This is a genomic window from Streptomyces azureus (assembly GCF_001270025.1).
Lineage (GTDB): Bacteria > Actinomycetota > Actinomycetes > Streptomycetales > Streptomycetaceae > Streptomyces > Streptomyces azureus.
This window is the reverse complement of sequence record NZ_DF968533.1, coordinates 46704-71638: the sequence shown is the minus strand read 5'-3', so window position 1 is coordinate 71638 and position 24935 is coordinate 46704. Positions and strand designations below refer to the sequence as shown.

At 69.7% G+C, this 24935-nt stretch carries 24 protein-coding genes and 1 pseudogene; 10 read left to right on the top strand and 15 right to left on the bottom strand.

Annotated features, from left to right (window positions below):
* Positions 1 to 21: 21 nt before the first annotated feature.
* Positions 22 to 624: a rhomboid family intramembrane serine protease gene (locus AOQ53_RS38275; RefSeq protein WP_059424546.1), complete on the top strand. Its 603-nt coding sequence runs from the start codon at positions 22 to 24 to the stop codon at positions 622 to 624.
* Positions 625 to 635: 11 nt separating this feature from the next.
* Here AOQ53_RS38275 and AOQ53_RS38270 read toward each other — a convergent pair whose 3' ends face one another.
* Together AOQ53_RS38270 and mqnP are read right to left on the bottom strand one after the other, a co-directional pair.
* Positions 636 to 863, bottom strand: a complete 228-nt coding sequence (locus AOQ53_RS38270; RefSeq protein ID WP_059424544.1) for a hypothetical protein — start codon at positions 861 to 863, stop codon at positions 636 to 638.
* Between the two features lie 14 nt (positions 864 to 877).
* Positions 878 to 1780: a menaquinone biosynthesis prenyltransferase MqnP gene (gene mqnP / locus AOQ53_RS38265; RefSeq protein ID WP_059424542.1), complete on the bottom strand. Its 903-nt coding sequence runs from the start codon at positions 1778 to 1780 to the stop codon at positions 878 to 880.
* A 296-nt stretch (positions 1781 to 2076) separates the two neighbouring features.
* Here mqnP and AOQ53_RS42480 point away from each other — a divergent pair.
* Positions 2077 to 2397, top strand: a pseudogene (locus AOQ53_RS42480) (zinc ribbon domain-containing protein); the annotation flags it as partial.
* Between the two features lie 34 nt (positions 2398 to 2431).
* On the opposite strand, the gene AOQ53_RS38260 reads toward AOQ53_RS42480, so the two are convergent.
* Positions 2432 to 3883, bottom strand: a complete 1452-nt coding sequence (locus tag AOQ53_RS38260) for a menaquinone biosynthesis decarboxylase (protein WP_059424539.1) — start codon at positions 3881 to 3883, stop codon at positions 2432 to 2434.
* A gap of 69 nt (positions 3884 to 3952) precedes the next feature.
* Here AOQ53_RS38260 and AOQ53_RS38255 point away from each other — a divergent pair, with 69 nt between their 5' ends.
* Positions 3953 to 4282 (top strand): PLD nuclease N-terminal domain-containing protein, encoded by a 330-nt coding sequence (locus AOQ53_RS38255; protein WP_059424537.1) that lies wholly within the window; start codon positions 3953 to 3955, stop codon positions 4280 to 4282.
* Between the two features lies 1 nt (position 4283).
* On the top strand, positions 4284 to 5168 hold the full coding sequence (locus AOQ53_RS38250; RefSeq protein ID WP_059424535.1) for a LysR family transcriptional regulator: 885 nt from the start codon (positions 4284 to 4286) through the stop codon (positions 5166 to 5168).
* Here AOQ53_RS38250 and AOQ53_RS38245 read toward each other — a convergent pair.
* The 3 genes from AOQ53_RS38245 to AOQ53_RS38240 all read right to left on the bottom strand — a co-directional run bounded on the left by AOQ53_RS38245 (position 5065) and on the right by AOQ53_RS38240 (position 7120).
* Complete coding sequence (locus tag AOQ53_RS38245; protein ID WP_059424533.1) at positions 5065 to 6012, bottom strand: DMT family transporter; 948 nt, start codon at positions 6010 to 6012, stop codon at positions 5065 to 5067. The two genes, AOQ53_RS38250 and AOQ53_RS38245, sit on opposite strands and share 104 nt — an antisense overlap.
* An 87-nt stretch (positions 6013 to 6099) precedes the next feature.
* A complete protein-coding gene (locus tag AOQ53_RS47160; RefSeq protein ID WP_236711967.1) occupies positions 6100 to 6213 on the bottom strand; it encodes a DUF397 domain-containing protein in 114 nt (37 codons plus the stop codon).
* A complete protein-coding gene (locus AOQ53_RS38240; protein WP_059424531.1) occupies positions 6161 to 7120 on the bottom strand; it encodes a helix-turn-helix domain-containing protein in 960 nt (319 codons plus the stop codon). The genes AOQ53_RS47160 and AOQ53_RS38240 overlap by 53 nt, the downstream gene beginning before the upstream one ends.
* 105 nt (positions 7121 to 7225) lie before the next feature.
* Between AOQ53_RS38240 and AOQ53_RS47910 the strand changes: the two genes are divergently transcribed.
* Positions 7226 to 7831: a DUF7848 domain-containing protein gene (locus tag AOQ53_RS47910; RefSeq protein WP_059424530.1), complete on the top strand. Its 606-nt coding sequence runs from the start codon at positions 7226 to 7228 to the stop codon at positions 7829 to 7831.
* 51 nt (positions 7832 to 7882) lie between these two features.
* On the opposite strand, the gene uvrA is transcribed toward AOQ53_RS47910, so the two are convergent.
* The gene (gene uvrA, locus AOQ53_RS38230) at positions 7883 to 10387 is read right to left on the bottom strand and encodes an excinuclease ABC subunit UvrA (protein WP_059424527.1); all 2505 of its coding nucleotides are present in this window, start codon (positions 10385 to 10387) and stop codon (positions 7883 to 7885) included.
* An 81-nt stretch (positions 10388 to 10468) separates the two neighbouring features.
* Here uvrA and AOQ53_RS38225 point away from each other — a divergent pair, with 81 nt between their 5' ends.
* Together AOQ53_RS38225 and AOQ53_RS38220 are read left to right on the top strand one after the other, a co-directional pair.
* Positions 10469 to 11194 (top strand): MerR family transcriptional regulator, encoded by a 726-nt coding sequence (locus AOQ53_RS38225; protein ID WP_059424526.1) that lies wholly within the window; start codon positions 10469 to 10471, stop codon positions 11192 to 11194.
* 131 nt (positions 11195 to 11325) lie between these two features.
* On the top strand, positions 11326 to 12765 hold the full coding sequence (locus tag AOQ53_RS38220; RefSeq protein WP_059424524.1) for a condensation domain-containing protein: 1440 nt from the start codon (positions 11326 to 11328) through the stop codon (positions 12763 to 12765).
* 16 nt (positions 12766 to 12781) lie between these two features.
* Here the strand turns inward: AOQ53_RS38220 and ccsB are convergent, their stop codons facing one another.
* The 7 genes from ccsB to hemL all read right to left on the bottom strand — a co-directional run bounded on the left by ccsB (position 12782) and on the right by hemL (position 20574).
* Positions 12782 to 13861: a c-type cytochrome biogenesis protein CcsB gene (gene ccsB, locus AOQ53_RS38215; RefSeq protein WP_059424522.1), complete on the bottom strand. Its 1080-nt coding sequence runs from the start codon at positions 13859 to 13861 to the stop codon at positions 12782 to 12784.
* Complete coding sequence (gene resB / locus AOQ53_RS38210) at positions 13858 to 15600, bottom strand: cytochrome c biogenesis protein ResB (protein WP_059424520.1); 1743 nt, start codon at positions 15598 to 15600, stop codon at positions 13858 to 13860. The genes ccsB and resB overlap by 4 nt, the downstream gene beginning before the upstream one ends.
* A gap of 3 nt (positions 15601 to 15603) precedes the next feature.
* On the bottom strand, positions 15604 to 16377 hold the full coding sequence (locus AOQ53_RS38205) for a cytochrome c biogenesis CcdA family protein (protein ID WP_059424518.1): 774 nt from the start codon (positions 16375 to 16377) through the stop codon (positions 15604 to 15606).
* A 1-nt stretch (position 16378) separates the two neighbouring features.
* Entirely contained in the window at positions 16379 to 17026 is a 648-nt protein-coding gene (locus AOQ53_RS38200) for a TlpA family protein disulfide reductase (RefSeq protein WP_059424516.1), read from the bottom strand.
* Positions 17027 to 17092: 66 nt separating this feature from the next.
* Entirely contained in the window at positions 17093 to 18382 is a 1290-nt protein-coding gene (locus AOQ53_RS38195) for a polysaccharide deacetylase family protein (protein WP_059424514.1), read from the bottom strand.
* 165 nt (positions 18383 to 18547) lie between these two features.
* The gene (locus AOQ53_RS38190) at positions 18548 to 19261 is read right to left on the bottom strand and encodes a histidine phosphatase family protein (protein WP_059424513.1); all 714 of its coding nucleotides are present in this window, start codon (positions 19259 to 19261) and stop codon (positions 18548 to 18550) included.
* Positions 19258 to 20574, bottom strand: a complete 1317-nt coding sequence (gene hemL, locus AOQ53_RS38185; RefSeq protein ID WP_059424511.1) for a glutamate-1-semialdehyde 2,1-aminomutase — start codon at positions 20572 to 20574, stop codon at positions 19258 to 19260. Before hemL ends, AOQ53_RS38190 begins: the two co-directional genes overlap by 4 nt.
* Before the next feature lie 287 nt (positions 20575 to 20861).
* Here hemL and AOQ53_RS38175 point away from each other — a divergent pair, with 287 nt between their 5' ends.
* From AOQ53_RS38175 to AOQ53_RS38165, 3 genes are all read left to right on the top strand, one after another.
* A complete protein-coding gene (locus AOQ53_RS38175) occupies positions 20862 to 21500 on the top strand; it encodes a hypothetical protein (RefSeq protein ID WP_174523414.1) in 639 nt (212 codons plus the stop codon).
* Positions 21501 to 21939: 439 nt separating this feature from the next.
* Entirely contained in the window at positions 21940 to 22878 is a 939-nt protein-coding gene (locus tag AOQ53_RS38170) for an aminoglycoside phosphotransferase family protein (RefSeq protein ID WP_099054779.1), read from the top strand.
* Between the two features lie 663 nt (positions 22879 to 23541).
* Complete coding sequence (locus AOQ53_RS38165; protein ID WP_059424505.1) at positions 23542 to 24195, top strand: M15 family metallopeptidase; 654 nt, start codon at positions 23542 to 23544, stop codon at positions 24193 to 24195.
* A gap of 31 nt (positions 24196 to 24226) precedes the next feature.
* Here AOQ53_RS38165 and AOQ53_RS38160 read toward each other — a convergent pair whose 3' ends face one another.
* Positions 24227 to 24631, bottom strand: a complete 405-nt coding sequence (locus AOQ53_RS38160; RefSeq protein WP_236711954.1) for a MerR family transcriptional regulator — start codon at positions 24629 to 24631, stop codon at positions 24227 to 24229.
* Positions 24632 to 24935: the final 304 nt, after the last annotated feature.

Genomic DNA, 24935 nt, shown 5'->3' with positions numbered 1-24935 from the left:
GAGCGAGCGCTGGGGGTCGCCATGTCGGGTGTCGGAGCGGGTTGGTCACGCGGCGACCGTGCGATGGCCGCGGGCAAGCTGATGCTGGCCTGGATCGCGCTGCTGTGGCTGCTGGAAGTGGTGGACGTACTGAGCGGCCACGCGCTGGACGGCCTCGGCGTCACCCCGCGCACCCCGTCCGAACTGGTCGACGTCGTCCCCTCGGCCTTCATCCACTTCGGCTTCGCCCATCTGGCCGCGAACACGGTGCCGCTGCTGGTCCTCGGCTTCCTCGCCGCGCTGGCGGGGCTGCGCCGTTTCCTGCTGGTCTGCGCGCTGATCGTGCTCGTCGACGGCCTGGGCGTATGGCTCATAGCCCCGGCCCACACCAACACCGCGGGCGCCTCCGGCCTGATCTTCGGCCTCTTCGGCTTCCTGCTGGTCAGCGGTTTCGTCGAGCGCCGCCCCTGGGGAGTCCTGGTCGGCATCCTGATCGCCGCGATCTGGGGCGGCTCCATCCTGGCTGGCCTCGCCCCCACCCAGACGGGCGTCAGCTGGCAGGGCCACCTGCTGGGCCTGCTGGCGGGGGTGGCGGCGGCGTTCGTCTTCCGCCGCCGGGCAGCGAGACGAGCGCTCGCGTCTTAGGAACGCGCCCCTCAGGTGCGGTGGCGTGCCTTCGGGTCCACCGGAAGCCGAGCGGTGGGGATCGTCAGCTTGCCGAGCGAGGAGTCGATGGCCGGTTCGACGATCGTCCACAGCCGCTGGACGGTCTCCCCGTCGAACGGCCTCACCGGGCTGGCCACGACGCTGCCTTCGACGATCTCCGTGCGGAAACCCGGGAACGCGTCCTCGAAGCGGGTGAGCTGGGCACGCAGGCGGTCCATGGACCGCACCGTAATCAGACGGCCAGCCCCCGAACCAGAAGATCCAGCAGCGCACACACGAACAGGGCAATGCCGATGAAGCCGTTGACGCTGAAGAACGCCCTGTTCACCCGGGACAGGTCGTGGGGGCGGACGATGCTGTGTTCATAGAGGAACGCGGCGGCGACGATCAGGAGGCCCAGCCAGAAGAAGGCGCCGGCTTCGGTGGCCAAGGCGTACCAGACGAAGAGGACCGTCGTGAGGGTGTGGCAGGCCCGGGCGGCCCAGACGGCGGCCGGGATGCCGAAGCGGGCCGGGACGGACATGACGCCGATCTCGCGGTCGGTCTCGACGTCCTGGCAGGCGTAGATCAGGTCGAAGCCACCGATCCAGACACCGACGGCGAGGCCGAGGATCACCGCGTCCCAGGACCAGGAACCCGTGACCGCCAGCCAGCCGCCGACCGGGCCCATCGCCTGCGCGAGGCCCAGTATGGCCTGCGGGAAGTTCGTGAACCGCTTGCCGTACGGGTAGACCACCATCGGGATCACCGCGATGGGCGCCAGCGCCAGGCACAGCGGGTTCAGCAGGGCGGCCGCGCCGAGGAAGACGACCAGGGCGATCAGGGCCCCCGTCCACGCGTGCCGCACCGACATCGCGCCGGTCACCAGTTCCCGGTGCGCCGTGCGCGGGTTCCTCGCGTCGATCTCCCGGTCGATGATCCGGTTGACCGCCATCGCGAAGGTGCGCAGCCCCACCATGCAGATGGTGACCAGCAGCAGCCGGCCCCAGTGGACGTTCTTGTCCCACTGGTACATCGCCGTCAGGGCGGCGATGTAGGCGAAGGGCAGCGCGAAGACCGAGTGCTCGATCATCACGAGGCGGAGGAAGGCCTTCGTGCGTCCCGGCTGCGGGATAGCGGCGGAAGCGGAACTCACTGAAAACCTCCGAAAGCTGCATCACTGTGTTTTCGATTCGCCGTCTGGCGCGACGACTGAACGCTCGCTGTCCAAGCGGTACACGATCTCGGAGTTGAGAGACCGGCGGGCGCACTTGGCCTGGGCAACCAGCCAAGCGTGGAGGTCGGCGGGGAGTCTGAGCGTGATACGCACGTCATCATTCACGCTCCGTATCGTAGTGGTATCTTAGTGTCATGACGACACCAGAGGTGGGGGAAGGCACCGGACATGCCCGATACACCTATCGGCTTCGCGTGTCGTCGACTGCCCACTCGGCGCTTACCGCCATGGCGCGCAAGGCCGCCGATGCGGCGATCGGCGCCACCAAGCAGGCGCTGCTGGAGATGGGCCGCAAACACGGGCGGGACGTCCGCCTGGTGCATCCCACGCACACCACCATGGACTGCGCAACGTGCGGAGCGAGAACCAAGCACGCACTTCCTCTTTCGGAACGTACCTACACCTGCACCGCCTGCGGAGCCGCATCCCCAAGGGACAAGAACTCCGCCCGCGTGATGCTCGCCCGGGCTGGTCTGAACCCGGCTGGTATCGAGGGCATAAGACCTTCGGGAGCGCCGCTCCCGGAGGCGGCCTGAGCCAGGAATCCCTTCCTCCTCAGGGAGGGAGCAGTCAAAGGCCGTACTCCTTCCAGCGGCGGTCCACCTTCGCCGCGGTCTCCGGATCGGACTCCACCATGTCGGGCCAGCCGCCGTCGCGCGTGTAGCCCTCCTCGGGCCACTTCTTCGTCGCGTCGATACCGGCCTTGCCGCCCCAGAACTGCTGGTAGGAGGCGTGGTCGAGGTGGTCGACCGGCCCCTCGACGATGCTCAGATCGCGGGCGTAGTCCGTGTTGCCGAGCGCCCGCCAGGCGACCTCGTGCAGGTCGTGCACATCGCAGTCGGAGTCGACGACCACGATCAGCTTGGTCAGCGACATCATGTGCGCGCCCCAGATGGCGTGCATGACCTTCTGCGCGTGCTTGGGGTACTTCTTGTCGATCGAGACGATCGCGCAGTTGTGGAAACCGCCCGCCTCCGGCAGGTGGTAGTCCACGATGTCCGGCACGATGATCTTCAGTAGCGGCAGGAAGAAGCGTTCCGTCGCACGGCCGAGCGGTCCGTCCTCCGTCGGGGGCCTGCCTACGACGATCGACTGAAGCAGCGGCCGCTTCCGCATCGTCACGCAGTCGATCTTCAGGGCGGGGAAGGGCTCCTGCGGGGTGTAGAAGCCGGTGTGGTCACCGAAGGGGCCCTCGGGCAGCATCTCGCCCGGCTCCAGCCAGCCCTCGATGACGACCTCCGCCTGCGCCGGCACCTGGAGCGGCACGGTCTTGCAGTCGACCATCTCGATCCGCTTGCCCGCCAGGAACCCGGCGAACAGGTACTCGTCGATGTCCCCGGGCAGCGGCGCGGTGGAGGCGTACGTGACGGCGGGCGGACACCCGAAGGCGATCGCGACCGGCAGCCGCTCCCCGCGCCGGGCCGCCACCTGGTAGTGGTTGCGGCTGTCCTTGTGGATCTGCCAGTGCATGCCGATCGTGCGCTTGTCGTGGCGCTGGAGGCGGTACAGCCCGAGGTTGCGGATGCCCGTCTCCGGGTCCTTGGTGTGCGTGAGCCCCAGGTTGAAGAAGGAGCCGCCGTCCTTCGGCCACGTGAACAGGGCGGGCAGCTGCTCCAGGTCCACGTCGTCCCCGGTCAGGACGACCTCCTGCACCGGCCCGTCCTTCACCTTCTTCGGCGGCACGTGCGTCATCGCGCCGAGCTTCCCGAAGGCCTCGCGCACGCCGACGAACCCGTGCGGCAGCTCGGGCTTCAGCAGTCCGCCGATCCGCTCCGAGATCTCGGCGTACGACTTCAGGCCCAGCGCCTTCAGCAGGCGCCGGTCCGTGCCGTACACGTTCATCGCGAGCGGCATGCTCGACCCGCGCACGTTCTCGAAGAGCAGCGCGGGACCGCCGGCCTTCTGCACCCGGTCGACGATCTCCCCGACCTCCAGATACGGGTCCACCTCGGCCTTGATGCGCTTGAGGTCGCCCTCGCGGTCCAGAGCCCTGAGCAGGGAGCGAAGATCGTCGTAAGCCATGCGGTCCAGTATCCCCGAGCGGCTACCCTGGCCCTGAACCGCCCACCCGCTTTCGCTGAGAGGCCGCTCATGCTCCGGGTACTGATGTTCCTCGTGCCGCTGGCGTTGAGCGTGTACGCGTTCATCGACTGCATCAGCACGAAGGACGACGACATCCGTCACATGCCCAAGCCGCTGTGGGCGATCCTCGTGCTGCTGTTCCCGCTGGTGGGCTCGATCTCCTGGCTCATCGCGGGCAAGAAGCGCAGCCCGGCCGCCGAGGGCTGGTCCGGGGTCCGCGGTGGCGGTCGGCCGGGGCAGTGGGTCGCGCCCGACGACAACCCCGATTTCCTGAAGTCCCTCGGCGACGACGACAAGCCCGGCGGCGAGGACGACAAGAAGAAGCGGGACGAGCCCTGACGTGGAACTGCGGCTGCTCGTCACCTTCGAGAAGGTCGCCACGCTGCTGAGCTTCACCCGGGCCGCGGCCGAGCTGACGTACGCGCAGTCCAGTGTGACCAGTCAGATCCGCGCTCTGGAGGCCGCGCTCGGCGCCGAGTTGTTCGACCGGCTCGGCAGCCGCATCCGGCTGACGGAGGCGGGTGAGCGGCTGCTGCCCTACGCGCGGCGGATCATCGAGCTGAGCGAGGAGGCACGGGCGGCGGTGGCGGACGCCGAGGAACCGGCGGGGTCGCTCACGGTCGGCACGATGGAGTCGTTGACGTCCTACCGCCTGCCGCCGCTGCTGGAGCTGTTCCACCACCGCTATCCGAAAGTGCGGCTCGCGCTGCGGACGACCATCGGCGACGAGACCCGGCAGGCGCTGCGGCGGGGGACGTACGACCTCGGCTTCCTGATGGAGGCGGAGACCGAGCACGTGGGCCTGGACAGCGAGGTGCTGGCCGTCGAGCCGCTGGCACTGGTGGCGGCACCCGGCCATCCGCTCGCCGGTTCGACGGTGACACTCCCGGACCTGGTACGGCAGTCCCTGCTGGCCACCGAGCCCGGCTGCGCCTACCGCGACCTGTTCGAGCGGGAGCTCAACACCCTCGCCGAGTCCGTGCAGTTCATGGAGTTCGGCACGATCGAGGCGACCAAACGCGCGGCGGCGGCCGGCCTCGGGATCTCGCTGCTGCCCGAGGTGACGGTCGCCGCCGAACTCGCGGAGGGGGCACTCGTACGGCTGGACTGGGAGCCGTCGTTCACACTTCGGACGCAACTGGCGTGGCGGGCCGGGAAGCGGCTTCCGGCGCACGCGCGGCTGTTCGTGGAGCAGACGCGGAAACTCGTGGCCGAGCGAGGGTGATCCGCAGGCTCGCCAGCACGATCAGCGGGACACCGAGAGTCTGGACGAGTCCGATGTGGTGGCCGTACACCGCCCAGTCCATGACCATGGCGATCGCCGGGTAGACGAAGGCGAGGACGGCGATCTTCGAGGTCGGCAGCTTGGCGTAGGCGGCGTACATCAGGACGTACATCAGGCCCGTGTGGATCACGCCGAGCCCGATCAGCCAGCCCCAGTCCGCGCCGGTGCCGCGCATCGCGCCGAAGTCGGCGAAGGGGAGCAGGAGCGGGATGCCGACGACGACCTGGACCAGGGCGATCAGGTGCGGGCGTACGCCGGTGACGCGCTTGGTGACCAGGGTGGACAGGCCGTACAGCAGCGCGGCGAGCAAGGCCTGACCGACGCCGAGGAGATACCCGCCGCCGCTCGTGAAGTCGCCGGGCGTCACCCCGGAGACCAGGATCAGCCCCACGAAGGCGACGGCGATCCAGCCGACCTTGGCGGCGGTCAGCCGCTCACGGAACAGCAGCGCACCGAGCAGCACCACGTAGAACGGCTGCGTGTGGTAGACGACGGTGGCGACCGAGATCGAGGTGTTCTCGTACGACTCGAACAGGAACACCCAGTTGAAGACGATGAACACGCCGCCCAGGACGGCGAGGCCGAGGCTGCGCGGCGTGAAGCCGTGGCCCCGCAGCCAGCCCCGCGCGACGACGTAGGCGCCGAGAGCGAGCGCGCCGAACAGGACGCGGAAGAAGACGACGTTGAACGGCGAGGCGCCCGACTCGACGACGAAGACGCCGAGCGTGCCGGACAGCACCATGGCGGCGGTGAGTTGGGCGGTGCCCTTGAGATCCGAGGTCATGCCGAAGACGCTACGGAGAGCCTGACCCGGGGGTCCACGCGCCAGTGGGGCGTCCTGCCGATGGGGTCATCGGCGCGGCCGATGGGGTCAGCGCAGACCCGAGGTGAACGCGTCCCATGCGGCCCGGGTGACGAGCAGGATCGGGCCGTCAGGGGTTTTGCTGTCGCGGATGGGGACGGTGTCGGGGAAACCGGGGGCTATTTCCACGCAGTTGCCGCCGTTGTCGTCGCTGCGGCTGCTCTTGATCCAGTGCGCCGCGCAGAGCTCGTAGCGGTCCATGATGCTCGTACCCCTCCATCGCGTCGCTGATCAGAGCGGCGGATTCGCGGGCTGACAGGATGTCGGCCCTGAGCACATCATAGGTCTGGGAATGCCGCTGGTAGACGGCCGGATCGTTGTTGAAGTGGCCACGGTCCAGGGACTCCGAGTACACCCATCGCTCGTCAGCCAGTTCGATCAGCGACATGGATCCTCGGGGCCGAACGAGCCCGAAGGCGTCTGAGGGAGCCACCTGGATACGGATGTTGCGGCGCTGCCCGACCGCCAGCAGGTGCGCGCACTGCTCGCGCATGATCTCCGGGCTGCCCACCCCGTTGCGCAGGCAGCTCTCGTCGAGGATGACGACGTACAGCGGACCGCCGTCGGCCAGGAAGCGTTGCTGTCGGCTCAGACGAGCCCGGACGCGTGAGTCCACCTCCTCGGCGTCCGCACCACGGCGGCTGAACAGCGCACGCGCGTAGTCCGCTGTCTGCAACAACCCCGGAACCACTCGCTCCTGGTACTCCCGCAGGGCGACAGCCACCTCGTCCATCTCAGCCCGCCGCCGGAACCAGTCGGGATGCTCCACCTGCGGATACCAGTCGATCCGCCCCCACAACCGCAGCAACACCCCACCCGTGTCAAGAAGTTCGTCGCACTTCTTCGCGAAACTCTCCTGCGGAACCCTCGTGCCCGCCTCCACCCGCGCCACGTGCGAGCGGTCGCACGGGATCTGCCTCGCCAAACCCTCCTGCGTGAGCAGCGCCGCCTCGCGGAAATGCCGCAGCACCTCCCCGAACACGGCGGCCGTACTCGCCCCCGACTCCGCCCCGCCGTTCCGTCGGCTCACGGCTGCCCCCTCCGTGACAGTGCACCGGTGTCACACGCCAAGCATTGATCCGGACCGTTCCCCTGCGCGACGCTCGGTACACCCAGAGTTACGGAGGTGCGCGGAATGGAACCGGGAACGCTCGTCTATGACCCTGCGACTCGCAAGGTCGGCGAGTACCAGGACAACACCGGCCCCTATGTGATGCTGCGCCCGGTCGGCGGCGGCCGGGAGTGGCAGGCGGATCCGGCGCGGATCCGGGTGGCGACCCGGGAAGAACGGCTCAGTGCGGGCGTACGCGCGGCCAACGACCGTTCCAGGGAAGGGCTGTCGGCCGATCCGAGCCGACCCCCCGTACCTGTGCCCGGGTGCGCGACGTGTGAGGAACTCGCCGTCCGCAGGGACAAGGCGCGGGCCGCGTTCGACGGGAGTGCCGTGACGGACGCGAACGTGCTGCTGCGCCAGCACCGGCGCAAGGAGCACGGCGGGGAACCGGCGGGGCGCCGGATCTTCCGGTACGTCCCGTACTCGATCGTGCAGGACGCGTCGGCCCTTCCGGAGTACCAGGCGTACTGCGTCTCGGGAGAGGACGAGGACTGCGGGGCGAGTTCCGGCCCGCGCCCGTCCCCGGCCGAGGTGGAGGAGTGGCAGCGCAGGCACACGCAGGAGACCCGGCACCTGCGCTACCGCCGCAGCTTCGCCGACTACGCGGTGCTGGAGAGGCAGGGCTGACGGGGCACGACGCCGCCGAGGAAACGGGCGATCCCGAGAGCGCGGCGCAGGTCACCCAGCCAGAAACCCACCTGTCCGAGACGCCCGCACGGCCGCCACCTCCTCAGGGGTCCCCTCGGCCACCACCCGGCCCCCGGCGGCCCCGCCGACCGGCCCGAGGTCGATCAGCCAGTCCGACGCCCGCATGACGTCGACGTTGTGCTCGATGGTGATGACGGAGTGCCCCGCGTCCACCAGCCGCTGGAGCACGTCCAGCAGCCGCGCGGAGTCCGCCGCGTGCAGGCCGGTCGTCGGCTCGTCGAGGACGTAGAGCGTGCGGTCGGCCGTGCGGCGGCCCAGTTCCTTCGCCAGCTTCAGGCGCTGTGCCTCACCCCCGGACAGGGTCGGCGCGGACTGCCCCAGCGGGAGGTAGCCGAGGCCTACGTCCGCCATCCGCCGCAGCCGACCGGCCACGGCGGGCACGTCCCGGAACACCCCGAGCGCCTCGTCGACCGTCGCCTCCAGCACCTCCGCGATGTCGTACCCCTGGTACCGCACCGCCAGCACCTCCGGCCGGAAGCGGCGGCCCCGGCATCCCGGGCAGCGCACCTCCACGGCCGGGAGGAAGTGCATGCGTACCGTGAGCACGCCCGCGCCCTCGCAGCGCTCACAGCGTCCGCCCGGCACGTTGAAGGAGAACCGGCCCGCTGTCAGGCGTCCTTCGCTGCTCGCGGCGAAGACCTCCCGGATCGGCGTGAAGACGTCCGAGTACGTCGCCGCGTTGGAGCGCGGGACGCGGCTGATCGGCTGTTGGTCGATGAGGACGGCCTTGGACAGGTGCTCCCAGCCGTCGATGCCGTCGTGTTCGGCCGGGAGTTCCCCCGCCCCGTGGAAGTGCCGGCGGGCGGCCCGGCCCAGGATGTCCAGCAGCAGCGTCGACTTGCCCGAGCCGGACGGGCCCGTGACCGTCACCAGGCGGTTCAGCGGGATCCGTACGGTCACGTCCTTGAGGTTGTGGGCCCGGGCTCCGCGGATCACGACCGCCCTGCCGCTGTCGCCGCGTCCACGCGACTCGGGCGCGGGCAGCCGGCCCGACAGATACGCGCCGGTCACCGATGTCTCGGCCCGGGCCACCTCCTGAGGCGTCCCGGCCGCCACGATCCGTCCGCCGTCCCGGCCCGCCCCCGGGCCGACGTCCACCACGTGGTCCGCCGCCCGCAGCACGTCCAGGTCGTGCTCGACGACCAGCACGGTGTTGCCCAGGTCGCGCAGGCGGCGCAGGACGCCGATCAGGCGGGCGGTGTCCGAGGGGTGCAGGCCGATGGTCGGCTCGTCGAGGACGTAGAGCACGCCGGTCAGACCGGAGCCGAGCAGGGCGGCCAGCCGCAGCCGCTGGGTCTCCCCGGCGGAGAGGCTCGGTGTGGACTGCTCCAGGCTGAGGTAGCCGACTCCGACGTCCACCAGGCGCCGTACCCGCTCCTCCAGGTCGGCGACGACCGGCTCCACGAGCAGCCACTCGTCCCCGGCCGACCGCTCCTTCAGGCCGGCCAGCCAGCCGTCGAGCTCGATGAGAGGCAGTCGTGCCGCCTCGACGATCGTCAGTCCGTGCACGGTCACCGCCCGGCTCTCCGGCCGCAGCCGGGTGCCCTCGCACTGGCCGCAGGGCTGCTTCACCAGGCCCTGTTTCTCGGCCCGTTCGCGGTACTCGGGGTCGTCGGCGCGCTCGGTGTAGCGCCGCAGCAGGGCCGTGGCGACCCCTTCGAAACGGCCGGACGACACGGACGTCGGCGGGTCGGCCGCCGGGAAGTGCCGCCTGAACTCGGGGCTTTCGACGCCGTGGACAAGCAAGTCCCTCTGCGGCTCCTCCAGTTCGTCGACCGGGCGGTCCGCGTCGAAGGTGAGGCCGTAGTGGCGGGCGGCGGCCCGCAGCACGGTGAGGTTCCACTCGGTGAGCTTCGGGTTCCAGCCCCGTACCGCGCCCTGGGCCAGTGCGCGGGAGCCGTCGACCAGGCGCCGGACGTCGGGCCGGATCACCTCACCGAGGCCGGTGCAGGACGGGCAGGCGCCCGCGGGCTTGTTGAAGGAGAAGGAGCCCATCACCAGCTCGGGCACGGGAGTGCCGCAGTGCGGGCAGGGGATCTGCTCGCCCTCGGCGTCCTCGTCGGCCGTGGTGCCGGCCTCCGCCTCGTCGGCGTACGACGGCGGGATGCTCTTGCCGCAGCCGGGGCAGGGGCGGGTCCCGATCCGCGACCACAGCAGCCGCAGGTACGTGAACACCTCGGTGACCGTGCCGACCGTGGAACGCGGGCTGCGGTTGGTGAGGTGCTGGTCCACGCTGATGGACGGGGACAGGCCGCTGATCGAGTCGACGGCGGGTTTGCTGACGAAGCCGGTGACCATGCCCAGCGACTCCAGGTACTGCCGCTGGCCCTCCCGGTGGAGGGTGTCGAAGGCGAGCGTGGACTTGCCGGAGCCGGACAGGCCGGTCAGGACGACCAGCCTGTTCTTCGGGAGGGAGAGGGAGACGTTCCTGAGGTTGTGGAGGCGGGCGCCGGTGACCCGGATGCTGTTGTCCATTCCTTCAAGTCTTCCATTGAAGTGCGGTTTTGAGACTTTTCCGCCAACAGCGCTGGTTTCCCTGCCGTAACCTTCAAATCGATGAGCAACGAACGCCGTCTCCGTCCCGTCGACCTCGCCCGGCTGGCCGGTGTCTCGACGCAGCAGATCCGCAACTACGAGGACGCCGGTGTGCTCCCGCCCGCCGCGCGGACCGCGTCCGGTTACCGCGTCTTCGGGGACGCGCACCGCGGCGCGCTCCTGGCGTACCGGACCCTGATGCGGGGGTACGGGCCGGTGAAGGCGACGGAGATCATGCGGTCCCTGCACGCCGGGGACGTCCCGGGCGCGCTCGCGCTGGTCGACGCCGCGCACGCCGCCCTGCACGAGGAGCGGGTCTCCCTGCGGGCCGCGAGCGAGGCCCTGGAGGTGCTGGCGGAGGAACCGCCCGCCCCGCTCCCGCGGTCCGGCGGGCTGCGCATCGGGGAGGTGGCCGCGCTGCTGGGCGTACGGACGTCCGCGCTGCGGGTGTGGGAGGGGGCCGGGCTGCTCACGCCGGGGCGCGAGCGCGGCACGGGGTACCGGGTCTACGAACCCGCCGATGTGCGCGACGCCCGGCTCGTGCACACGCTGCGCCGCAGTCACTACCTCTTCGACCAGATCCGTCCGGTGCTGGAGGGGCTGCGCCGGGAGGGCAGCAGCGACGCGCTGCGGGCGGCGATCGCCGCGCGCGGGGAGGCGCTGACGGCTCGCACGAGGGTCATGGTCGAGGGCGCGGGCGCCCTCCACGCCTACCTGGACCGGCTCGCCGCGACCGGCGTCAACTGAGCACACCGTCCAGGCCGCGTATCGCCGTTCGAGAGGCCATCCGTTCCGTTGAAATCCGGCGACACCCCGTGTGGTCGGTAGCCGCCTCGGCATTGTCTTGATCGTTCTACCCCCTGCGAACGGAGACGCCCGTGCGAATTACTGACATCCAGCGCTGCGCGGTCCGGCCTGGACGACTCGTCGAATGGACGCTCAGTCCGGCGACCGTCGCGACGGCGGAGGGCCTGCCGGAGGACTCCAGGCCGCCGGCGTACATCCAGGAGGCGCACCTGCGGACGGCCCGGTCCGTGCGCGAGGACGGGCTGTTCGTCCCGACCTGGATCGGCGCGGCCTTCGACCTCCCGGGCCGGGCCGACCTCGACGCGCTGGGCGAGGCGCTTCGCGGCTGGACGCTGCGGCACGAGACACTGCGCAGCGGCTTCCGCTGGACGGGCGGCCAGGGCGGTTCAGGCGGCTCGGGCGGTTCGGCCGACGAGCTCCGCCGGTTCACGCTCGACGCCGACGCGGTGTCCCTGCACCGCGAGGATGTCGGTGAGTTCACCGACGCGGCGGCCCTGGCCGGGCACCTCCAGGACCGCTTCGACACCACGGCCGACGCGCTGCGCTGGCCCAACCTCATCTACACGGCGGTCGTCCGGGACGACAGCACCAGCGTCTACATGGCCTTCGACCACAGCAACGTCGACGCGTTCTCCCTCTACCGCATCCCGGCCGAGATCCACGAGCTGTACGCCGGTCACGTCACCGGCCGCCTCCCAGAGCAGCCCCCGGTCGGCAGCTACGTCGACTTCTGCGAGGCCGAGCGGGCGGACGCGGACCGGATCGACGCGGACCACGAGATCGTCGCCCGCTGGCGGGAGTTCATCCACCGCTGCGACGGGCAGCTGCCGAGCTTCCCCGTCGACCTCGGACTGGATCCCGGGGGCGGGCTGCCGGCCCAGAAGCTCATGCGCGAGATGCTGGTGAACGCGGACGCCGCCGCCGCGTTCGAGGCGTACTGCCGCCCCTACGGCGGTTCCCTGGTCGGGCTGCTGGCGGCCACGGCCCTGATCGTCCACGAGATCGGCGGTGAGCCCGTCTACCGGACGGTCGTGCCCTTCCACACCCGGGCGAAGTCCGCGTTCTCGGACTCGGTGGGCTGGTACGTCGGCGGCGCGCCGATCGAGGTGCCCGTCGCTCAGGCGCCCGATTTCCCCGCCGCGCTGAAGACCGTACGCGCCGCGCTGCACGCCACCCGGCCGCTGGCCCGCATGCCGCTGGCCCGGGTGCTGCGGCTGCTCGGCGCGGACTTCCGGCCGACGTCCCCCGACATGTACTCCATCGTGTCGTTCGCCGACGCCCGGGGCATCCCCGAGTCCACGAGCTGGACCGAGCACAACGCCTACGCCCTGATCAGGGTGTCGTACGGTGACCAGGTCTGCGCCTGGGTCACCCGGCTCCACGAGGGCCTGTGGTTCGCGGCCCGCTACCCGGACACCGATGTCGCACACAAGAACCTGCGGCTGTACACCGACCGGCTGCGCGACATCATCGTCTCGGTCGCGGACCGCGCTCCGCTTCCCCGGCGGTGAGGTGCCCCGGTGGGGCCTACACGCCCGCGTAGGAGTGCTTGCCGGAGACGAAGATGTTCACGCCGTAGTAGTTGAACAGCCAGCAGCCGAAGGCGATCAGGGCCAGGTAGGCGGCCTTGCGGCCCTTCCAGCCGGCGGTGGCGCGGGCGTGCAGGTAGCAGGCGTAGGCGACCCAGGTGATGAAGGACCAGGTCTCCTTCGGGTCCCAGCCCCAGTAGCGGCCCCAGGCGTCACCGGCCCAGATGGCGCCCGCGATGATCGTGAACGTCCACAGCGGGAAGACGGCCGCGTTGACGCGGTAGGAGAACTTGTCGAGGGAGGCGGAGGAGGGCAGCCGCTCCAGGACGGACGTCGCGAAGGTGCCGGGCGTGCCGCCGCTCGCGAGCTTGTTCTCGTAGGAGTCCTTGAAGAGGTACAGGATCGTGCCGACCGCGCCGACGTAGAAGACCGCGCCGCAGAAGATCGCCGTGGAGACGTGGATGTACAGCCAGTACGAGTGCAGGGCCGGGACCAGCTGGTCGCTGGCGGTGTAGAGGACCGTGACCGCGAGGCCCAGGTCCAGCAGGACCGAGGTGATCAGGAACAGGCCGAGCCAGCGCACGTTCTTCTTCAGCGCCAGCAGCCCGAGGTACACGCCGACGGCGACCGTGGAGAACGTGATGTTGAACTCGTACATGTTGCCCCACGGCGCCCGCTCCACCGAGGCCGCGCGGGCGACGACGCCGCCCAGCTCGATCAGGAAGGCGAGCACGGTGAGGGAGATGGCGATGCGGCCGTACAGGTCGCCCTGTTCGTCACCGCCGTGCGCCCCGGGCCCGTCCGGCACGTCCCGCTGACCGGTCGCGGCCCGCACGGTGACCTTCGGCCGCTCCAGGACGGCGGTGCCGCCCGCCGTGTTCACGGTGACGGCGGGCGCCTTCTTCGCCTCCGGCTCCCTGGTGAGCGCGGCGGCGGTCCGGGCGACCTTGCTGCGGCTGCCGAAGAGCCATTCGGCGATGTACGCGAAGAACGCCAGGGTGTAGACGGCCATCGCGGAGTAGATCAGCACATTGCTGATGTTCGCGAGGTTTTCGTTGGTGGCGGCGGCGAGAGTCACTTCTCAGCCCCTTCGGCAGGTACGGGGGTTTCGGTACCCGGCTCCTGGTCGGTGTCGGGGGAATCTGCGGGGTCGTCCGGGCCGGGCGCGGCCGGTGTCTGGTCGTAGAGGATCCCGGCGAGGTCGCCGAGCTCCTCGGGGACCTTGGCGGACTCGCTGCGGCCGAGACCGGCCATCTCCACGACGGTGACGCCGTCGGCGCCCTTGACCGCGCGCACCCAGACGCGGCGGCGCTGGATGAACAGGGAGGCGGCGAGGCCGCCGATGGCCACGAGGGCCCCGGCGAGGGCCCAGCCGCCGCCGGGCTCCTGGACGACCTGGAAGCCGGCCCACTCCTTGACGTCCTTGCCGAAGGTGACCGAACCGGCGCCGTTCGGGAGCTTCATGGTCTCGCCGGGCCGCAGCAGCTTCTTGAACAGCTTGCCCTTGGAGTCCTTGAACTCCTTCATGTTGGTCTTGTCCATCTGGTACACGCTCTGCGGGATGCCGGAGTCGGCCCCCAGGTCGCCGTGGTAGGCGGACAGCGCGAGCACCGGGGAGTCCAGCGCGGGGAACTGCGACAGCATCGTGCCGCTGGCGGCGCCGCCGAAGCTCGGCACGAAGAACGCGTTGAAGCCGAGCTGTTCCTTCTTGCCCTCGGGGTTGCGGTAGCCGTCGAGGACCTTGACGACGCCGGAGGAGGTGACGTTGGCGTCGAGCGGCAGCAGCGGTACGGCGTCGTCGTAGACGATGTTGCCCTTGCCGTCGCGGACGGTGATGACCGGGGCGTAGCCGTGGCTGACCAGGTAGACCTTGGCGTCGCCGATCTCCAGCGGGTGGTTGACCCTGACGGTGGTCTTCTCGTCCTTGCCGTAGGGGCCCGCACTGTAGGTCAGGTCGGCCTTGTAGACGCGCGGGGTGCCCTTGTTGGGGCCGGTGCGCTCGTAGGCGCCGGTGAACTTCTTCAGGTTGAAGCTGAACGGCACCAGGTCGTCGGAGGTGAAGAGGCTGCCGGACTTGAAGTCGTCGTACTGGGTGAGGGTGTTGGAGAAGCCGTCGCCCTCGACGACCAGCTTGTTGCCCTCGGACTTGTACAGCTGGCCCCAGGCGAAGGCGATCAGCAGCACGATGAGGGCGATGTGGAAGGCCAGGTTGCCCACTTCGCGCAGGTAGCCCTTCTCGGCGGCGACGGCGTCACCGGCGAGGTGGGCGCGGAAGCGGCGCTTCTTCAGCAGGGCCAGGGCGGCGCTGTGGATCTGCTCGGGTTCGGCCGTGGTGCGCCAGGTGGTGTGGGCGGGCAGCCGGTTCAGCCGGCTGGGCGCGCGCGGCGGGCGGCCGCGCAGCTGGCCCACGAACTGCCAGGTGCGGGGGATGATGCAGCCGATGAGGGAGATGAACAGCAGGATGTAGATCGCGGAGAACCACACCGAGCTGTAGACGTGGAACAGGCCGAGCTTGTCGTAGACGTCCCCGAGGGTGGGGTGCGCCTTGCGGAAGTCGGCGACCTTCGTCTCGTCGCTGCCGGTCTGCGGGATGAGCGAGCCGGGGATCGCGCCGAGGGAGAGCAGCAGGAGCAGCAGCAGCGCGACCCGCATGGAGGTCAGCTGACGCCAGAACCAGCGGGCCCAGCCGATGACGCCCAGGGAGGGCAGGTTGGGCGCATCCTCCGTGGGGGCGGTGGACAGCTGGGAGCCGGCGTCGCCCAGCTCCTGGTTCTCGGCGGCGGTCGGGGCCGGGTCGGAGGCGGTGGTCTTGCTCATCGATCAGATCCCCACAGTGAAGCCGTCGGACCAGACCTGCATCTCCTGCACGATGCGGTCCCACGCGCCGGTCAGCAGCAGCAGACCGGTCACGATCATCATGGTGCCGCCGATCCGCATCACCCAGACGTAGTGGCGCTTGATCCACCCGAAGGCGCCGAGGGCCTTGCGGAAGGCGACCGCGGCGAGCACGAACGGCACGCCCAGGCCCAGACAGTACGCGACGGTGAGGGCGGCACCGCGTCCGGCGCTCCCCTGGTCTGAGGAGAGGGCCAGCACGGAGGCGAGGGTGGGGCCGATGCAGGGCGTCCAGCCGATCCCGAACAGCGCTCCGAGCAGGGGCGCACCGAGCAGCCCGGCCACCGGCTTCCGGTGGAACCGGAACTCGCGCTGGGTGAACCAGGGCATCAGGCCCATGAAGAAGACGCCCATGAGGATCATGAGCACGCCGAGCACCTGGGACAGGACGTCCTTGTGCTCCTGGAGCGTGTTGCCGAAGTAACCGAACAGCGCCCCGGAGGAGACGAACACGGCGGTGAAGCCGAGCACGAACAGGGAGGCGCCCGCGACCATCCGGCCGCGCCGCGCCTCGGCGAGGTCGGTGCCGGCGACCCCGGTGACGTAGGACAGATAGCCGGGCACGAGCGGCAGCACGCAGGGCGAGAAGAAGGAGACGAGTCCCCCGAGCAGTGCGATGGGCAGGGCCACCAGCAGGGCGCCGTTGAGCACCGTGCCGTTGGGGTCCGCGACCGCGGCGAGCGTGGTGACTGCGCTCACGTCACTTCTCCGCGACGACCGGCTTGAGCATCTTCAGCAGCCGTTCCTCGCTGAGCGCGGACAGCGAGCGGGCCGCGATCTTCCCGTCCCGGTCGAGGACGAGCGTGGAGGGGACCGTCTGCGGGTTGAGCGTGCCCTTCTCGAAGCGGAGCATCAGCTTGCCGGTCGGGTCGTACAGGCTCGGGTAGGAGATCCCGAAGTCCTTCTCGAAGGCGGTGGCGGACTTCAGGTTGGTGTCCCGGGTGTTGATGCCGACGAACTGCACGCCCTTGCCGGCGTACTCCTTGGAGACCTTCGCGAAGTACTTGGCCTCGGCGCGGCAGGGGTTGCACCAGGATCCCCACACGTTGAGGACGACGACCTTGCCCTTGTAGTCGGCGACGTCGAGGGTCTTGCCGTCGATGGTCTTGCCGGACAGGTCGGGCGCCGGGGTGCGCTTGCCCTCGGCGACCGTGGCGATGCCGTCGGTGCCGGTGACGAAGTTGGTGTTGCCGCCCCCGCCGGAGGTGCCGCCGGAGCCGCACGCGGTGACGAGCAGCGCGGCCACGGCGGCACCGGCGGTCAGGGCGGCGCGGCGACGGACCCGGGTCGAGTGGGTCGTGCGGGACGAGCGGTTCGAGCGCAGGGGGGCGCGGCTGGCGGCACTCATGTGAAAAGTTTCGCATGTCCGTTCCGAGGCTCTCGCCCACCCCCCTTGCGGGTGGAAAACCGCATTTCAGGCGGCGCTCCGGGAGGGTGTACCGGCACCTGTCGGGGTCTTCTCGACAAACCCCTTCCAGCCACCGGCCGGTTGCTGGCCGACGTCGAGCGTGCGGAGCTTTTCGAGCACCTCGGGCTTCTGTACGTCCAGCCAGTCGACGAACTGCCGGAAGGAGACGAGGCGCACATCCGCGCCCTTCTCCTTCTCCCGCGCGATGTGCTTGAAGGCCTCCTCCACGGCGTCCATGTAGATGCCGCCGTTCCACTGCTCGAAGTGGTTGCCGATGAAGAGAGGTGCCCGATTAGTCTCGTATGCCCGCTTGAATCCCTGTATGTACGCCTGAGCCGACTGCTCCCGCCAGCCCGGGTAGTTGTGCGCCGGGGCCTTCGTGGTGCTGATGGACTGGTTCGCCAGCATGTTGTAGTCCATGGAGAGGACCTCGAAGCCACGGCCGGGGAAAGGTATCTGCTGCAACGGCAGGTCCCAGAGCCCCTGCCGCTTCACCGGCCACACCTGACGGCCGCCGGGCGAGGAGGCGTCGTAGCGCCAGCCCAGCTCACGGGCGGTGGGCAGCAGGTTGTCCTGGCCGAGCAGACAGGGCGTACGGCCGCCGACGAGTTCCTTGTCGTAGTCGAACGGCAGCGACGGCAGGTCCCTCCAGCCGGTGTTGGTGCGCCATTCCTTCACGAAGGACTTCGCCTGGTCGATCTCACTGCGCCACTGCCGGGGCGTCCAGTTCTTGACCGAGCCGTGGGCCTCACCGCAGAAGTGCCCGTTGAAGTGGGTGCCGATCTCGTGGCCTTCCAGCCACGCCCGGCGGACGTTCTCCAGCGTCTCCTTGACGTGCGCGTCGGTGAGGTAGCCGATGTCGGAGGCGCCGCGCGGGTTGTTCGGCGGGTCGTAGAGGCGCTTCTTCGACTCGGGCAGCAGATACAGCCCGGACAGGAAGAAGGTCATGCTCGCGCCGTGCTCCTTGGCCAGGTCCAGGAAGCGCGGGAAGAGCCCGTTGCCGACCTCGCCGGCGCCGTCCCAGGAGAACACGACGAACTGCGGCGGGGTCTGCCCCGGCTCCAGCGGCTCGGGCTTCGCGGGCTGGTGGGGCTGCTTGCCGGTGTAGGCGGTGGAGCCGTCACCGATGGGCCGGGCGGTCGGCTTCGGCTTCGACCCGCCTTCCGCGGAGTCTCCGGAACCGTCGGCATGGCTGGACCCATCTGACCCGGTGAGTCCGCCGCACCCGGCGAGCGAGACGGCGGCCGCGGCACCCGCGCCGATTCCGAGCATTCCCCTGCGGGAGTAAGGGCGCATTGCATCCCCGTTCGTCACGTTCTCTGGTGGTCACCCAGTCAGAGGACGTGATGAACGGGGAGGTTCCGCTGATATTTGCAGATTCCGTAACGGAGGAGTCGTAAGCGAACAGAAGGGGTCGAACGGAAAAGGCCTACGCGCGCGCAGGGCGCCCTGCGCGCCGGCTCACGCGCCGAACGCCTTGTCCTTCCCCTTCACCGGCTTGGCACCGGCGAGGAGATGGGCCGGGACGAGATCGCGGGCCGGCTCGCTGTAGCCGACAGAAACGATCCGGTCGCCCCGGTACGTGAAGCTCGTCAGCGAGGCGAGCGTGCACTGCCTCTTGCGCGGGTCGTGCCAGAGCCGCCGTCGCTCGACGTACGACCGCACGATCCAGATCGGCAGCTGATGGCTGACCACGACGGCCTCGTGCCCCCGGGCCCGGTCCTTCGCGGCGCTCAGCGCGTTCATCATCCGCACGACCTGGTCGACGTACGGCTCGCCCCAGGACGGCCGGAACGGGTTGATCAGGTGCTTCCAGTTGCCGGGTCTGCGCAGCGCCCCGTCCCCGACACCGAACGTCTTGCCCTGGAAGATGTTGCCGGCCTCGATCAGCCGCTCGTCGGTGGCGAGGTCCAGCCCGTGCGCCTTGGCGATCGGCTCCGCCGTCTCCTGCGCCCGCTCCAGCGGGGAGGCGACGACGTACGTCACATCGCGGGACGCGAGGTGCTCGGCGACCCGGTCGGCCATGCGCCGGCCCAGCTCGGACAGGTGGTAACCGGGAAGCCGCCCGTAGAGGATGCCGTCCGGGTTGGCCACCTCGCCGTGCCGCATGACGTGGACGACGGTGATGTCGTCGTCGACGCCGTTGTTCCGGGGGCTGCCGTTCTGGGGGCTCATGCCCTGGCCTCCGCGGCGGCTCGGGCCGCCGCCGGGAGGGCGTCGGCGATCCGCTGCACGGCCCGCTCGTCGTGCGCGGTGGAGACGAACCAGGACTCGAAGGACGACGGCGGCAGGTAGACGCCGCTCGCGAGCAGCGAGTGGAAGAACGCGGTGAAGCGGAAGGACTCCTGCGCCTTGGCGTCCTCGTAGTTCCGCACGGGCCGGTCGGTGAAGAACACGGAGAACATGTTGGAGGCGTTCTGCAGCGTGTGCGCGACGCCCTCCTTGGTCAGCGCCTCGCTGACGAGCCCCTGGATCTGCTTCGACACGGCGTCGACCTTGTCGTAGGCGGCGTCGTCGAGGAGGCGCAGCTGGGCGAGCCCGGCCGCGGTGGCGACGGGGTTCCCGGAGAGGGTGCCGGCCTGGTAGACGGGCCCGGCCGGGGCGAGGTGCGCCATGACGTCCGCGCGCCCGCCGAAGGCCGCCGCGGGGAAGCCGCCGCCCATGACCTTGCCGAAGGTCATGAGGTCGGGCCGGACCCCGTCGATCCCGTACCAACCGGCCCGGCTGGTCCGGAACCCGGTCATGACCTCGTCGGAGATGTAGAGGGCGCCGTTCTCGGCGCAGAGGTCCTTGAGGCCCTGGTTGAAGCCGTCCGCGGGCGGTACGACGCCCATGTTGCCCGGGGAGGCCTCGGTGATCACGCAGGCGATCTCGCCGGGGTGGGCGGCGAAGGCGGCGCGTACGGCGTCGAGGTCGTTGTAGGGCAGGACGATCGTGTCGCCGGCCTGGGCACCGGTGACACCCGGGGTGTCGGGCAGCGCGAAGGTCGCGACGCCGCTGCCGGCGGCGGCGAGCAGCGAGTCGACGTGCCCGTGGTAGCACCCGGCGAACTTGATCACCTTGCTGCGCTGGGTGAACCCGCGCGCGAGCCGGATCGCGGACATGGTCGCCTCGGTCCCACTGGACACGAGCCGCACCTGCTCGACCGGCTCCACCCGGGCGACGATCTCCTCGGCGAGCGCGACCTCGCCCTCACCGGGCGTACCGAAGGACGTACCGCGGGCGACGGCCTCCTGCACGGCGGCGATGACCTCGGGGTGCGAGTGCCCCAGGATCATGGGCCCCCATGAGCACACGAGGTCGACGTACTCCCGCCCGTCGGCATCGGTCAGATACGGCCCGTTGCCGGACACCATGAACCGCGGTGTGCCGCCGACCGCGCGGAAGGCCCGCACCGGCGAGTTCACGCCACCGGGTGTGACAGCCGCCGCACGGTCGAACAGAGCCTGCGAGGCCGGTGCTTCATACGGATATGCCAGTTCGCTCATGACCTGCGACTTCTCCGACCTTCTCCGACGACGTCGGACTCCGGGTGTGAGTGACCTGTTCAGGGTAGGACAGTGCCCGGCAACCGGTCCCCGAACCTCCGTCGTCTGAGAGACTGGGACGTGATACACACAGCTCAAACGGCCGAGGGTGGTCGGAGGCTGCGAAGATCCCGCGGGCAGATGTTTCAGCGCACGTTTCGGCGAGCGGCCGCGGGGGAGGTCACTGACACGATGATCGGGTTGCGCGGCGGGGGCGACGCGTCCTAGAAAAGCAGTCGGGTGGAGATATGCATCGCGGTGGCGGACTGGGCGAGGGGACTGATGACCTGGGTCCTCGACGTGCCCGGCGGGGAAGGCACCGGCGCGAAGCGGAGGACACGCAGGAAGCACGTCGGGCTCAGAGTTTTCCGAGTGAACCGGAGCGGCTCGACGGACGTACAGAACGTCGGCTGGACGATCTTCGGGCCGGGAGCAGGAATGGTGGTCGGGTGGGGGTGACGTACAAGTACTTCGGCGCGCCGGACGGCGCGACCGCGGCCCGCGTCCCGATCTCGATGCGTCCCGAGGAACTCGGCGGCGACGAGCTCGGCATGAACGGCATGTTCACCAAGATCAAGCCGGAGACCATGGCGGCGATGGTCCTGACGGGCATCGAGGGCATTCCCCTGCACAAGGTGCCGCCCCTGGAACTGGTCGTCCTGCACCCCGACTACGCGGTCGTGAAACTCCCGATGACCGTCGTCGACCCCCTGCGCGGCATCGGCGAGGAGACGGTGGGCGCGGCGGCCTTCATCTGGTCGACGGTCCCGGACCGGGGCGGGCCTCGGGACGCGTTCAACGTGTACCAACTGCTGCACGAGTGGCAGGACTTCTCGCATCGGTTGCATGAGGCGGGGCATCAGCCTTATTGCTTGGTTTGGCCCTGAGCTGGGGTTTCGTTGGTCGTGGGCGGGGTCTTCGGGCCTCGCCCTTTTTTGGTGTCGGAGAGGGGCCGTCAGGCGGCCGGGACACATTGGATTCGATGGGGGCACGGACGCGCCCTGGGCGGCGGGCGGGGCCGCACGCCGCTGAGGGACGCGCTCGAAAGGAGCGTGACCGCATCACAGTGGCAAGGAGCGCGACCGCATCACCGTGACGCGGGCCGACCCGGGCGTGCGGCCAGTCGACACGAAGACGCGAGGTGCGGTCAGACAGCCCATGCCCGCCCCCCTGAGACTCGCGTCGGGGTCGGGTCATCGTGGTGGTCTTCCCCCGTCTTCAACGGATGACAGCAATTCTGTGTTCGTGTCCCGGACGGCCGGCAGGAGAGGTCGCGCGACGAAAAAACGGATTGCAGTAGAAGATCGTGACGCGGATGCTGCCACCATGAAGATGCACGCCAACCAGCTCACCGTGTCACCTGAGACGGTGCGCACGTTGGTAGATCAGCAGTTTCCCGAGTGGCGGAGCCTGCCGGTCAGGAGCATTGCCGGCCACGGCACGGTCAACGCCATCTTCCGCATCGGCGATCGGTTCACAGCTCGATTCCCTCTTGAGTCCGCGGACGTCGAGTCGACGCGGCGCCAACTGGAATCCGAAGGCGAAGCGGCTCGCGAGTTGGCGGGGCGCACGCGTTTCCCCACGCCCGAGCCGGTCGCGCTGGGCGAACCGGGGGCGGGCTACCCCCTTCCGTGGTCGGTGCAGACGTGGCTGCCCGGCATCGTGGCCACCGACGAGGACCCGGGTGAATCGGTTGCGTTCGCCCGCGACTTGGCCGACCTCATCGGCGACCTACGCGCGATCGACACACGTGGTCGCGCCTTTGCCGGCACAGGCCGGGGAGGCGACCTGCGATCCCACGACGCGTGGATGGAGACCTGCTTCGAACACAGCGAGCAACTCCTGGATGTTCCCCGGCTTCGCCACCTCTGGGCAACACTGCGCGAGCTGCCGCGCGGTACGGCGGAGGACATGATGACCCACGGTGACCTGATTCCCGGCAACGTGCTCGTGTCCGCCGGCCGGCTGGCGGGGATTCTTGACGTCGGCGGCTTCGGGCCGGCCGACCCTTCTCTGGATCTCGTGAGCGCGTGGCATTTGCTCGATGCCCGGCCGCGCCGGGTTCTCCGCGATCACCTGGGGTGCGACGACCTCGAATGGGAGCGGGGCAAGGCGTGGGCCTTCGTTCAAGCCATGGGGTTGGTCTGGTACTACGTCGAAAGCAACCCACCCATGAGTCGGATGGGCCGACGCTCCTTGGAACGCATCATGGCGAGCACCGGAGGACGGCTCGGCGGCAACAGGGGTGACCGCGTGCGTCCTTGAGAGCTTCTACCGCTCCGATAGAGGCCCGCGGATGCCGCACGGACGCTGAGGAAGGCGAGATCGGCGGTAGGCCGGCGCAGTCACCGTGGATGAGGACCGGTGCCAGTGACTCCATCTGGTGCTCCAACTCGGCTATGGACAGAAGAGATGACGCGTGGCAGAGAGTGGAGCCACTGTCGGCCCTGCTCGCCGTGCTGCTGCCAGGCCGAACCGGCGCATGGACTCGGGCACTTCGAGTGACCCGCCTTCCTCGGATCCTGCATCGGCAGTCACAGCCGATTTCTCCACATTCTGCTCGTGAACGCCTTGGCCTCGGAGCAACACCGTCAGTGACGGCCGCCATGGGTGCTCCTCCGTGGACGGATCGGTGACGGCACCCTGCCGGCGGGCGAGGGTGCGCAGCGTACCGGCCGCGAGGTCCGTGCCGAGGGGAACCCTGCTCTACGAGTCACCCGACCTGAAGACCTGGACCTACCGCGGCCCCTTCGACGCCCGCCATCCGCAGCACGTCGGCGACACCAGCCGAGGGACACCCCGGCTGACTGATGTCACGACCGCCGATGCCGCTCGCCCTGCCCCTGCCCTTCTGAGGCCACCAGGGCAGCAACCTCGGCGTGCTCGGGCCCTTGTTCTGCCACTCGGGACCTGCGTCATGATGAGCGCATGACCAAGATCGTGCTGATGTCGGATTCCAGGGTCGCGGCGATCCCCGTGGTCGACTGCGGTGAAGAGCTGCTCGACGTCAGGGCGCGGGGGTCCATCGCCGTCGACCCGCGCAAGGAAGACGGGTCGGGCGCTTTCGCGCACCTGCGCAAGGGCGTCCTGGCCCGCCTTCTGAAGGCTCAGGAGCTGCTGCCGGACGGCGTTCGTCTGCTGTTCGTCGAGGGGTACCGGCCGCCCGCCCTCCAGCGTTCCTATTTCGAGCAGTACTCCGACGCCCTGCGGGCGGAGCATCCGGGCTGGCCGGCGGAACAGGTGCGCGAGGCCGCGAGCCGCTATGTGTCACCGCCCGAGATAGCTCCCCACAGTGCCGGTGCGGCAGTCGATCTGACCCTCATGTCCGCCGACGGGCAGGAACTCGACATGGGGACGCGGGTGAACGCCAGTCCGGAGGAGAGCGACGGCGCCTGCTACACGAACGCTCCCGGCATCCCGCCCCGGGCACGCGACAACCGGCGGCTGCTCGGCGACGCGCTGACGGCGGCGGGCCTGGTCAACTACCCGACCGAGTGGTGGCACTGGTCGTACGGCGACCGGTACTGGGCCCTTGCCACCGGCGCGGAGCACGCGATCTACGGGGCGCGGGAGCGGAGTTGAGTCTCCCGTGGGGGGAGACGTGAGGGTGAGCTCAGGCCGTGGGTGTTCGGGCGAGGCGGTCTGCCAGTGTGGCCGCGAGATCCTCGGCCCGGCTCAGTTGGGTGCGCAGGTCCTCCACCCGACGCTGCGCGGCCTGTTCGAAACCGCGTAGGCGTTCCAGGAGTTCCTCCCGTTCGGAGGCGGGCAGGTCGTCACCGGAGTCGAGGCGGTCGGTTGCCGCGAGCAGGTCGCGCATCTCGTCCAGCGTGAAACCGAGCGGCTTCATACGGCGGATGACCATCAGCCGGGCGACGTCGGCCTCCGTGTAGAGACGGAAGCCGCCCTGCGAGCGGGCCGAGGGGACGACGAGTCCGGCCTCCTCGTAGTGCCGGATGGTACGCAGGGACAGCTCGGTCCGCGCGGCGACCTCGCCGATCTGCATGTGCTTGCCGTCCACGTCCCTGCCCTGACCTCTTCCGAAGCATCCCCGCCGATCTCTACCCTAACGTCAGGGTAGAGTTGCTCGTGAATTTCGAGCTTGCAGGAGAGAAGCGTGCGTGAGTCCGTGGTGCCCGGCGCCGCCTGTCCGCCGTGATCCTGCGCCGCTGACCCGAGTTCAGACGCGCGTCCGATCGCGTCTCTCGGCTCCGTCCTGAATCTTCCGGCCCGTGAGCGGGCCGATCGCGGGAAGCCGGACCGGCCTTCCGCGCCGTACTACGCACGCCTCGTCCTGCCCGGGGGTGTGCCCGAGCACGACAGGT

Coding starts and splice junctions, on each gene's coding strand:
- AOQ53_RS38275 (WP_059424546.1), top strand. CDS start 22: ATGTCGGGTGTCGGAGCGGGTTGGTCACGCGGCGACCGTGCGATGGCC.
- AOQ53_RS38270 (WP_059424544.1), bottom strand. CDS start 863: ATGGACCGCCTGCGTGCCCAGCTCACCCGCTTCGAGGACGCGTTCCCG.
- uvrA (WP_059424527.1), bottom strand. CDS start 10,387: ATGGACAACAGCATCCGGGTCACCGGCGCCCGCCTCCACAACCTCAGG.
- AOQ53_RS38195 (WP_059424514.1), bottom strand. CDS start 18,382: ATGCGCCCTTACTCCCGCAGGGGAATGCTCGGAATCGGCGCGGGTGCC.
- AOQ53_RS38170 (WP_099054779.1), top strand. CDS start 21,940: ATGAAGATGCACGCCAACCAGCTCACCGTGTCACCTGAGACGGTGCGC.
- AOQ53_RS38175 (WP_174523414.1), top strand. CDS start 20,862: ATGCATCGCGGTGGCGGACTGGGCGAGGGGACTGATGACCTGGGTCCT.
- AOQ53_RS38190 (WP_059424513.1), bottom strand. CDS start 19,261: ATGAGCCCCCAGAACGGCAGCCCCCGGAACAACGGCGTCGACGACGAC.
- AOQ53_RS38245 (WP_059424533.1), bottom strand. CDS start 6,012: ATGACCTCGGATCTCAAGGGCACCGCCCAACTCACCGCCGCCATGGTG.
- AOQ53_RS38255 (WP_059424537.1), top strand. CDS start 3,953: ATGCTCCGGGTACTGATGTTCCTCGTGCCGCTGGCGTTGAGCGTGTAC.
- AOQ53_RS38260 (WP_059424539.1), bottom strand. CDS start 3,883: ATGGCTTACGACGATCTTCGCTCCCTGCTCAGGGCTCTGGACCGCGAG.
- resB (WP_059424520.1), bottom strand. CDS start 15,600: ATGAGCAAGACCACCGCCTCCGACCCGGCCCCGACCGCCGCCGAGAAC.
- AOQ53_RS38225 (WP_059424526.1), top strand. CDS start 10,469: ATGAGCAACGAACGCCGTCTCCGTCCCGTCGACCTCGCCCGGCTGGCC.
- hemL (WP_059424511.1), bottom strand. CDS start 20,574: ATGAGCGAACTGGCATATCCGTATGAAGCACCGGCCTCGCAGGCTCTG.
- AOQ53_RS38165 (WP_059424505.1), top strand. CDS start 23,542: ATGACCAAGATCGTGCTGATGTCGGATTCCAGGGTCGCGGCGATCCCC.
- AOQ53_RS47910 (WP_059424530.1), top strand. CDS start 7,226: ATGGAACCGGGAACGCTCGTCTATGACCCTGCGACTCGCAAGGTCGGC.
- AOQ53_RS38200 (WP_059424516.1), bottom strand. CDS start 17,026: ATGAGTGCCGCCAGCCGCGCCCCCCTGCGCTCGAACCGCTCGTCCCGC.